The organism is Pseudomonas sp. Irchel 3H7 (assembly GCF_900187605.1).
In the GTDB taxonomy this organism is placed as follows: domain Bacteria; phylum Pseudomonadota; class Gammaproteobacteria; order Pseudomonadales; family Pseudomonadaceae; genus Aquipseudomonas.
The window spans coordinates 128,933-135,785 of record NZ_FYEA01000015.1 but is presented as its reverse complement, the minus strand read 5'-3'; the positions used below and the strand labels follow the sequence as shown (position 1 = coordinate 135,785).

4 protein-coding genes are annotated in these 6,853 nt (G+C 60.4%); 2 read left to right on the top strand and 2 right to left on the bottom strand.

Features of this window, described 5'->3' with window-relative positions; translation table 11 throughout:
* Positions 1 to 55 precede the first annotated feature (55 nt).
* Both CKW38_RS26060 and CKW38_RS26055 read right to left on the bottom strand, forming a co-directional pair.
* Positions 56 to 859 (bottom strand): tetratricopeptide repeat protein, encoded by an 804-nt coding sequence (locus CKW38_RS26060; protein WP_095114229.1) that lies wholly within the window; start codon positions 857 to 859, stop codon positions 56 to 58.
* On the bottom strand, positions 856 to 1,536 hold the full coding sequence (locus CKW38_RS26055; RefSeq protein WP_007915302.1) for a Fe2+-dependent dioxygenase: 681 nt from the start codon (positions 1,534 to 1,536) through the stop codon (positions 856 to 858). Before CKW38_RS26055 ends, CKW38_RS26060 begins: the two co-directional genes overlap by 4 nt.
* 207 nt (positions 1,537 to 1,743) lie before the next feature.
* Between CKW38_RS26055 and CKW38_RS26050 the strand changes: the two genes are divergently transcribed.
* Together CKW38_RS26050 and CKW38_RS26045 are read left to right on the top strand one after the other, a co-directional pair.
* Positions 1,744 to 4,059, top strand: coding sequence for a TonB-dependent siderophore receptor (locus CKW38_RS26050; protein WP_095114228.1), 2,316 nt, complete (start codon positions 1,744 to 1,746; stop codon positions 4,057 to 4,059).
* Between the two features lie 214 nt (positions 4,060 to 4,273).
* The gene (locus CKW38_RS26045) at positions 4,274 to 6,802 is read left to right on the top strand and encodes a sulfite reductase flavoprotein subunit alpha (protein WP_095114232.1); all 2,529 of its coding nucleotides are present in this window, start codon (positions 4,274 to 4,276) and stop codon (positions 6,800 to 6,802) included.
* The last annotated feature ends 51 nt before the right edge of the window (positions 6,803 to 6,853 follow it).

Here is a 6,853-nt window from a genome sequence, read left to right as displayed (position 1 = left end):
CTTGATCATCTTCACGACTTGCAGCTTGAAGCTGTCGTCGAATGCCCTGCGTTTTTTAGTCATGAATAACTCCTCGATAGATGTATTTTCCACCTATCGGGGTGTCCGGGGAAATTAGACCACTGCACCGATGCGCATACCGCTCAGCCAACGCCTGAATCCTGGGATCTGTCGCACCTGACAGCGTCTGACTCGCCACCCGCAAGAAATTCAGATTGCCGCCGACCAAAGCTTTCTCAAGCCAATCGACCGCCTGATCAATCCGCCCCTCATCCGCTAAAACTGCAGCGAAACTGAACTGCCCACGAAAATCCCCACCCTCGGCCGAACGCCGATACCAATCGCGCGCCGCAACCGGATTCGCCGGGCACTCCTGCCCGTCTTCCAGATACCGCCCAAACAGATTCATCGACTTCGCATGGCCCAATTCAGCCGCGCGCCGATACAGCGCCAACGCCTGTTGATGATCCACCGCCACTCCCCGCCCGGTCGCCAGCAGATTGGCGAGGTTGTACATCGCCCAATCCAGCCCGGCATTCGCTGCAATCCGGTAGTGCTGCGCAGCGATCGAAGCATCGGCGGTAATCCCCCAGCCATGCTCATGACAGCGTCCAAGCATGTTGCGCGCCATCAGATGCCCGCGCCCGGCGGCGATGCCGAACCAGCGTAGCGCCAGCGCTTGATCCTGGGCGACGCCTTGGCCGTCGAGCAGGATTTGTCCGAGCAACGCCTGCGCTTCAACTTCGCCCTCCCCCGCCGCCAGCAAAATCGCCTGCGCAGCACGGGCCGGACTTTCGCCGAGCATGGCGCTAAGTTGTTCGCCGTCGAGGACTTCCTCGCGGCGCAGCTGGAAACTCATACCTCGACCCAGCGCCGCAGCAAGTTGTGATAGGTGCCGGTGAGGCGGATCAGCGAAGGGTGATCAGGCAGGTCTTGAGTCAGTTGCTGAATCGCCCCGTCCATCTCGAACAGCAACGCACGCTGGCTGTCCTCGCGCACCAGACTCTGTGTCCAGAAAAACGACGCATAACGCGCACCGCGAGTGACCGCATTGACCTTGTGCAGGCTGGTGCCCGGGTACAACACCATGTCGCCGGCCGGCAACTTCACCCGCTGGGTGCCATAGGTGTCCTGGATTTCCAGCTCGCCGCCGTCGTAATCCGCAGGCTCGCTGAAAAACAACGTCGCCGACAGATCGGTGCGCACGCGCTCGATGCTGCCCTTGGGCTGGCGCACGGCGTTGTCGATGTGGAAATCGAAGCTGCCACCGGCCGTGTAACAGTTCACTAACGGCGGGAAGACTTTGTGCGGCAGCGCGGCGGACATGAACAGCGGATTTTTCCACAGCCGTTCAAGCATTGCCGCGCCGATTTCCTTGGCCAGCGGATGACCTTCTGGCAGTTGCAGATTGTGCTTGGCCTTGGCCGATTGAAAGCCGGCGGTGATCTTGCCATCGGCCCAATCGGCCTGCTCCAGTGCCTCGCGGATGCGCTGCACTTCGTCTTTCGCGAACAGCCCGGGGATGTGCAACAGCATGGCAATGACACCTGATGGCAAAGAGGCGGCAATGGTATTGATTCTTATTGTCTCTGTAAAACCCGAGAGACGAATGAACTGGCAAAAACCGTAAGGTTAAATTGTAAAGAATGTAAATTCAGTGCGAATAACAATGTTTCGCAATTGATACGAATACCTGTTTACCCTATATTCCGCCGCCTCAAATCCTTGGGGAGGGGAATAAAAATGGCACGTCAACACGCACAATTACCGGTCAGTTCACCACGTCTGCTCGCCTCTGCAATCGGTGTGGCAATCACCGCCGGCTCCGCTGGCCAGATGGTCTTCGCCGCGGAAAAAACCGACAGCAAAGCCGCCGGCAATGCCATCGCCCTGGACGCCACCGCCATCACCGGCGAAGCCCAGGACTCGACGTCCTACCAGGTCGAAAAAGCCTCCTCGCCCAAGTACACCGCGCCGCTGGTCGACACGCCGCGCTCGGTCACCGTTATTCCACAGCAGGTTCTGAAAGACACCGGCGCGCTGAACATGCAGGACGCGCTGCGCACCGTGCCGGGCATCACCTTCGGCGCCGGTGAAGGCGGCAACCCACAGGGCGACCGTCCGTTCATTCGTGGTTTCGACGCGCAGGGCGACACCTACCTCGACGGCGTGCGCGACACCGGTTCGCAGAGCCGCGAGATCTTCGCCGTGGAAAACATTGAAGTCAGTAAGGGCCCGAACTCTGCCATCGGCGGTCGCGGCGCGGCAGGCGGCAGCATCAACCTGGTGAGCAAGAAAGCGCACCTGGGCAACTCGTTCGATGGTGGTTTCACCTGGGGTTCCGATCAGACCCAGCGTTACACCCTCGACGGCAACTATCAGTTCAGCGACACCGCCGCTGGCCGTCTGAACCTGATGAGCCACGAGAGCAACGTCGCCGGTCGCGACAAGGTCGATTACGACCGTTGGGGTATCGCCCCATCCCTGGCCTTTGGCTTGGGCACCGACACCCGCGTCAACCTCGACTACTACCATCTCGAAAGCAACGACACTCCGGATTCGGGCGTGCCGTACACCATTCCAACCGGCGGTTCGGCGGCACGCACCAAGTCCAATCCGGACAAGCCGTACGCCGGCGGTGACCACAGCAATTTCTACGGTCTGGATCGCGACTTCCGCAAGGGCCGCACCGACACTGCGACCTTCGCCATCGAGCATGACCTGAGCGATTCGCTGACGATCAAGAACACCCTGCGCCACGGCAGCAGCATGCAGGATTACATCCTGACCCAGCCGGACGACAGCAAGGGCAACGTCAACAATGGCAGCCTCTGGCGTCGTGCCAATACGCGGGTGAGCAACACCGAAACCACCACCAACCAGACTGACCTGTTCGGCAATTTCTACGTCGCCGGCTTCAAGAACAGCTTCTCCACCGGCGTCGAGTACACCCGTGAGGAAAGCCAGAAGTCTTCGTATAACGTCAACACCGACACCACGCCGCGCACCAGCGCAGTGACCACTAACTGCAACCCGGGCCTGATCGGCGCAGCCAGTGGCTACAACTGCACCTCGCTGTCGAACCCGAACCCGAACGATCCGTGGAACGGCGCAATCTCGCGCAACTACGCCGGCACCGACACCCAGGCCAACACCTACGCGCTGTATGTGTTCGACACCCTGGAGCTGAACGAGCAGTGGCTGGTGAACATGGGCCTGCGTTACGACCACTTCGACACCGACTACAAGACCTACAACGCCGCTGGCACCACCACGTCCAAGGGCGATGACACCAGCGAGTTCGTCACCGGTCAGTTCGGCGTCGTCTACAAGCCTGCGGAAAACGGCAGCATTTACGCTTCCTACGCCACCTCGGCCACGCCACCGGGCAACACCTTGGGCGAAGGTCAGGAAGGCAACCCGTTGGGCGGCACCCCGGATCGCAGCGGCAACTTGCTGAGCAGCGACATGGAGCCGGAAACCACCAAAAACTATGAAATCGGCACCAAGTGGGATCTGCTCAACGATCGCTTGTCGCTGACCGCTGACATCTTCCGCACCGAGAAAGAAAACGCTCGTGTGCAAGTCGACACCACCTCGTACGAAAACGCCGGCAAGACCCGTGTGCAAGGTGTCGAGCTGTCGGCCAGCGGCAAGATCACCGACAAGTGGCAAGTGTTCGCCGGTTACGCCTTCATGGACAGCGAACAAGTCGATGGCGGTCCACTGGGCCGGGCCAACGATGGCAACGAGCTGCCTAACACGCCGAAAAACAGCGCCAGCCTGTGGACCACTTACCAGGTCACGCCGAAGCTCACTATCGGTGGCGGTGCGTTCTACGTCGACGACGTGTACGGCAGCGTGGCCAACACCACCATGGTTGACTCGTATGTTCGCTACGACGCGATGGCCGCGTACAAGCTGACCAAGAACGTCGACCTGCAACTCAACGTGCAGAACCTGACCAACGAAACCTACTACGACAAAGCCTTCTCGACCCACTTCGCCAACCAGGCGGCGGGCCGTACGGCATTGTTGAGCACCAACTTCCACTTCTGACCCTGTAGGAGCTGCGGCACGCTGCGATCTGTTGATCTTGCTTTTGATTCTGAAAAAAAATCAAAAGATCGCAGCCTTCGGCAACTCCTACAAAAAACAGTGGGCCCCGTTCATTCAATTGAACGGGGCTTTTGTGCGTAAGAAAGAACGCTTCTCGATAACCCACGGCATAATGCGCGCCGTGAAGACAATTTCCGAATGGACGGCGAGTGACGTGTTGAAGAAAACCCTGTTCCAGTTGCACTGGTTTTTTGGCATCACCGCAGGCCTGGTGCTGGCGTTGATGGGCATCACCGGCGCGGCCTATTCGTTTCAGGACGAAATCCTGCGGGCGCTGAATCCTTCCGTTCTGCAGGTGGAAAAACAAGTCGCCGGCGTGCTGCCGCCCGTCGAACTGGTCGAGCGCATAGAAGCCACGTCGGGCAAAAAGGTTTCGATGCTCTGGGTCGAAACCGACAGCGGCAACGCGGCGAAAGTCTTCTTCACCCCGCCCAAGGGTGAACGGCGCGGTGAGATGCGCTATTTCGATCCGTACACCGCCGACTTCATGGGCGATGCCGTCGGCCAGGATTTCTTCGGCCTGATGCTGCAACTGCACCGCTTCCTCGCCATGGGCGATACCGGCCGCAACATCACCGGCGCCTGCACGCTGATTCTGTTGTTCTTCTGCCTCTCCGGCCTGTACCTGCGCTGGCCACGTCAGTGGAACAGCTGGCGCGTGTGGCTGACGCTGGACTGGAAGAAAAAAGGTCGCGCCTTCAACTGGGATCTGCACTCGGTGGCCGGCACGTGGTGTCTGCTGGTCTATCTGCTGCTGGCGTTGACCGGGTTGTCCTGGTCGTATGAGTGGTACAACAAAGGCCTGACCAAACTGCTCTCCGACGCGCCGCAAAACGAGCGCGTGCGCGGTGGTCGCGGCCCGGCGCCGGAAGGCCCGGCACCGACCGCCGATTACGCAGCGATGTGGAGCAGCATCTACAGCGCCGCAGGTCCGGGTCTGGCCGCCTACAACATCCGTATGCCGGCCGTCGCTGGCCAACCGGCAACGGTGTTCTACCTGCTGGACAGCTCGCCGCATGATCGCGCGCTGAACCAGATCACCCTCGACCCGGCCACCGGCATCGTCAAACGCGTCGACCGCTACGCCGACAAGAGCTTCAAGGCGCAACTGCTGACCAGCATTTATGCGCTGCACGTCGGCAGTTATTTCGGTCTGGTCGGGCGGATCATCATCACCCTGGCTGCGGTGTGCATGCCGCTGTTTTTCATTACCGGATGGCTGCTGTACCTCGATCGTCGACGCAAGAAAAAGCAGATCAGGGATACGCGTAAAGGTCTCGCTCAACCGGCGGGCGATGCGTCGGCCTGGCTGATCGGCTTCGCCAGCCAGAGCGGTTTTGCCGAGCAACTGGCGTGGCAGACCGCCGGGCAATTGCAGGCAGCCGGATTGCCGGTGAAGGTGCAGCCACTGGCCAATGTCAGCGAGCAGGATCTGCGTGAATCGAACAACGCGCTGTTTGTGGTCAGCACGTTTGGCGACGGCGAAGCACCGGACAGCGCGCGCGGGTTCGAGCGCAAAGTGCTGGGCAAGGCGGCAACGCTCGATAGCCTGAATTACTCGGTGCTCGGCCTCGGTGATCGTCAATACCAGCACTTCTGCGGCTTCGCCAAACGCCTGCATCAGTGGCTGAGCGAACACGGCGGCAAGACCCTGTTCGCCCCGGTGGAAGTCGACAGCGGCGATCCGTACGCGCTGCGCCATTGGCAAACCCAACTCGGCCTGCTCACCGGGCAAGCCCCCATCGATACCTGGCAAGCGTCGAACTACGACAACTGGACGCTGACACGCCGCGAACTGTTGAACCCGGACAGCAGCGGTGCGCCGGTTTACTTGTTGGGCCTGAGCGCACCGAACACCAGCAGTTGGCTGGCCGGCGACCTGGTCGAAGTACTGCCACGCAACTGCCCGTGGGCCATCGAACACTTCCTCGACGGCCTCGGCATTCGTGGCGAGACCACAGTAAAAATCAACGGCCTCGACGAACCTCTGGAAGTCGCGCTGGCGTCGCGGCAATTGCCCGAGCACCGCGCACATCTGGTGGGTTTGCATGCGCAATCGCTGGTCGATGCAATGGTGCCGCTGGCCATGCGCGAATACTCGATCGCCTCGATTGCCGCCGACGGTGTGCTGGAGTTGATCGTGCGTCAGGAACAGCATGCCGATGGCACCCTTGGCATCGGTTCCGGTTGGCTGACCGAGCATGCGCCGGTGGGCGGCAGCATCAGTTTGCGGGTGCGGCGCAACAGTGGTTTCCATCTGCCGAACGAACCCGTGCCGATGATTCTGCTGGGCAACGGTACGGGTCTGGCCGGGTTGCGCAGCTTGCTCAAGGCGCGGATTGCCGATGGTCAACAGCGCCAGTGGTTGCTGTTTGGCGAGCGTAATCGCGAACATGATTTCCTCTGCCGCGCGGAGCTGGAAGAGTGGTTGATCAATGGTGATCTGGAGCGGCTGGATCTGGCGTTTTCGCGGGATCAGGTGGAGAAGGTTTATGTGCAGGATCGTTTGCGTGAATCGGCTGATGAGCTGAAGAGATGGCTGGCGGAGGGGGCGGTTATTTATATCTGTGGCAGCTTGCAGGGGATGGCTTCGGGGGTTGATCAGGTGCTTAACGACATTCTCGGGGCAGCCGAAGTGGAGCGGTTGATTGAGCAGGGTCGATATCGGCGTGATGTCTATTAAAAGCCCCTCACCCTAGCCCTCTCCCAGAGGGAGAGGGGACTGATTGGGGGA